This is a genomic window from Bradyrhizobium sp. 23 (assembly GCF_023073295.1).
GTDB classification, from domain to species: domain Bacteria; phylum Pseudomonadota; class Alphaproteobacteria; order Rhizobiales; family Xanthobacteraceae; genus Bradyrhizobium; species Bradyrhizobium canariense_D.
Window position 1 is genome coordinate 479,424 of the sequence record NZ_JADPJF010000064.1, and the last position, 2,796, is coordinate 482,219.

4 protein-coding genes are annotated in these 2,796 nt (G+C 65.6%); 2 read left to right on the forward strand and 2 right to left on the reverse strand.

Annotated features, from left to right (window positions below; translation table 11 throughout):
• The coding region (locus IVB32_RS17550) for an isocitrate lyase/phosphoenolpyruvate mutase family protein (RefSeq protein ID WP_247410791.1) at positions 1-365 on the forward strand (365 nt) is incomplete at its 5' end.
• Positions 366-422: 57 nt separating this feature from the next.
• Here IVB32_RS17550 and IVB32_RS17555 read toward each other — a convergent pair.
• Complete coding sequence (locus IVB32_RS17555; protein ID WP_018456491.1) at positions 423-815, reverse strand: hypothetical protein; 393 nt, start codon at positions 813-815, stop codon at positions 423-425.
• Between the two features lie 164 nt (positions 816-979).
• Here IVB32_RS17555 and IVB32_RS17560 point away from each other — a divergent pair, with 164 nt between their 5' ends.
• A complete protein-coding gene (locus IVB32_RS17560; protein WP_085351305.1) occupies positions 980-1,633 on the forward strand; it encodes a trimeric intracellular cation channel family protein in 654 nt (217 codons plus the stop codon).
• A 1-nt stretch (position 1,634) separates the two neighbouring features.
• Here the strand turns inward: IVB32_RS17560 and IVB32_RS17565 are convergent.
• The coding region (locus tag IVB32_RS17565) for a c-type cytochrome (RefSeq protein ID WP_247410793.1) at positions 1,635-2,796 on the reverse strand (1,162 nt) is incomplete at its 5' end.

Here is a 2,796-nt window from a genome sequence, read left to right on the forward strand (position 1 = left end):
TCGGCCGCTGCGAGGCCTATCTGTGGGGCGTGACCGACCTCAAGTTGGTCATCGACCGGCTGACGGCCTACGCAGATGCTGGCGCCGATTGCCTTTACGCGCCGGGCCTGAAGAGCCGCGAGGACATCGCCGCGGTGGTGAAGGCTGTTGCACCCAAACCGCTCAACCTGTTGATCGGCGGCTCCGGGCTGTCATTGCAGGAAGCTGCCGATCTTGGCGTGCGCCGGATCAGCGTCGGCGGTTCACTCGCTCGCGCCGCTTGGGGCGGCTTCATGCGGGCCGCGAAGGAAATGGCGGAGAAGGGGACCTTCGCGGAGCTGGCGAGCGGCCATCCCGGCGGCGAGCTCAACAAGATGTTCAGCTAAGACAAACGAAAGCGGCGGGATCTGAATCCCGCCGCTGTCGCATATTGTTGCAATTCGTTACTTCGCGCCGTCAGCGGGTGCCGGCGTATCCGGGGCCGCCTTGCTCGGCGCGGCGCCCGTGGTCACGCCCGGTCCGGTGTTGGTGCGCGGCGTCACGTCGCGCATGCCGGGAGGTGCGGCCGGATTGGTAGCCGGTGCCTGCTGCGCTGTCTGCGTCGCCGGCGTGGTGCTGGCCTGGTTGCTGGTGCCGGTGTTGTTCAGGCCGTAGAATACGGCACCCAGCACCAAGGCGATTGCCACTGCGAACAGGGCTACTTTGCCGCTGGAGGCGGGGCCTTCGCCAAGCTCCGGGTCGACCTGAAGCTGGGCATCCCGTCGCGCCGCATTGCGATACTCATCATCGGCGAGATTCGGGCGGTACGGATCGTTGATAAAACGGTCGTCAGCCATCGATTGGTTCTCCTCGATTATTGCGGCGGGACAACCCGTGGATGCGAGATTCTGTTCCGCCCTCCTTAATGCTTTCGTCGCATGTTGCGCCCGCGGCGGGAATCGTGAACCTGTTCGCTGGGGAACCTGACGCGTAAGCTCCGCTGACGGAAGGGAACAAAGCGATGTGGAGCTTGCCGCCGAGCGATTATAGCGTGCTGCATCTGTTGTCGCTGGTTGCGGTCGCGGCGCAAGGCATGACCGCCGCGCTCGCTGCCGGCCGCCGCAGCATGGATTGGCTCGGCGTCTGCTTCCTCGGCTGCATCACGGCGCTCGGCGGCGGCACCTTGCGCGATCTCTTCCTGGGGCATTATCCGTTGGCCTGGGTGCAGAACCCCATCTACCTCGCACTGGCCGGAGGCGCCGCCTTCCTCACCATCCTGATGGCGCGCCTGGTGCACCGGCTGAAACTGGCCTTCATCGTGCTCGATGCCATCGGCCTCGTCGTCTTCACCATGACCGGCTGCGACATCGCCTGGCAGATGGATGCCACGTTGCCGATCGTCATCGTCTCCGGCATGGTGACCGGTTGCGCCGGCGGCGTGTTGCGCGACGTGCTCTGCAACGACGTGCCGCTGCTGTTCCGCTCCGAGCTCTACGCCAGCGTCTCGGTGGTGACGGGATTGTTCTATGCCACCGCGTTCGGTCTTAAGCTGAACGCCGAGCTCTGGACCATTTTGACATTCGTCCTCGGCATCAGCTTCCGCCTGCTGGCGGTGCGCTACAAATGGGAGATGCCGAAATTCGTCTTCACGGAAGAGGAGGAGCGGGAGCCTTGAGCTACGGCTCCTGCTTCCGCGCCCTCGCCACCTGCGCCGGCGTCACCAGCGGCGCGGCGTTGCCCCAGGAATTGCGGATGTAGTTCGTCACCGCCGCGATCTCTGCGTCGGACAGCTGGTTGGAATAGGCCGGCATCTCCCCGGTGTTGGGCGCGCGCGGGGTCGTCACGGTGTGGGCGCCGTCGAGGATGATGCGCAAGGTCGAGGACGGATTGACCGATTGCAGCAGCGCGTTGGCGGGCAGCGGCGGATAGATGCGCGGTGCGCCGGATCCGTCGGCCTCGTGGCAGGCGATGCAGAACTTGGCGTAGATGGCCTGGCCGGCCTTCATCTCGGCATCGTCAGGCGGCGTCACGATCGTCTCACGCCGTGCCGGCGGCAGGTTCTTCAGGTAAACCGCGATCGCGCGCACGTCGGCATCGCTCATCTTCGAAGTCGAATTGACGACCACCTCCGCCATCAGCCCGCTGGCATGGCTCCTGGCGTTGCGCCCGCTCTGAAGATATTCCGTGATGTCTTCGACACTCCACGATTTCAGCCCGGTGCGGGCGGCGCCATCGAGCCGTGGCGCGTACCAGCCGCCCACCTCGTTGCCCGCGAGGGCCTGCGCCTGCTTGTCCGCGCCAAAATAGTTCTTCGGCGTATGGCAGGCGCCGCAATGACCGAGCCCGGTGACGAGATAGCCGCCCCGATTCCACGCCGCGCTCTGGCTCTGGTCCGGTTCGAACAGGCCGGGTTTGAAATAGACCATGTTCCAGATCCGCATCAGGCCGCGATAGCTAAACGGCCAGCGTAGTTCCGGTGGCTTGTTGCGGCTGGTGACGGCCGCGAGCGTTCCGAGATAGGCCCGGATCGCCAGCGTGTCGTCCTTCGTCATCCGCGTGAAATAGGGGTAGGGGAACGCCGGGTAATAGTTGGAGCCGTCTGGGGCGACACCGGTGCGCACGGCGCGAGTGAAATCGGTGTCGGTCCAGGCGCCGATGCCGGTGTCGCGGTCCGGCGTCAGGTTCGGGGCATAGATCGCGCCGAATGGTGTGTCGATGCGCTTTCCGCCCGCGAACGGTTTGGCGGGATCGGCGGTGTGGCAGCCGGCACAGTCGCCGGCCTCCACCAGCGACTTGCCGTAGGCGATCAGCTCCGGTGACGGCTCGGCGGCGCCGGCC

Coding starts and splice junctions, on each gene's coding strand:
- IVB32_RS17555 (WP_018456491.1), bottom strand. CDS start 815: ATGGCTGACGACCGTTTTATCAACGATCCGTACCGCCCGAATCTCGCC.
- IVB32_RS17560 (WP_085351305.1), top strand. CDS start 980: ATGTGGAGCTTGCCGCCGAGCGATTATAGCGTGCTGCATCTGTTGTCG.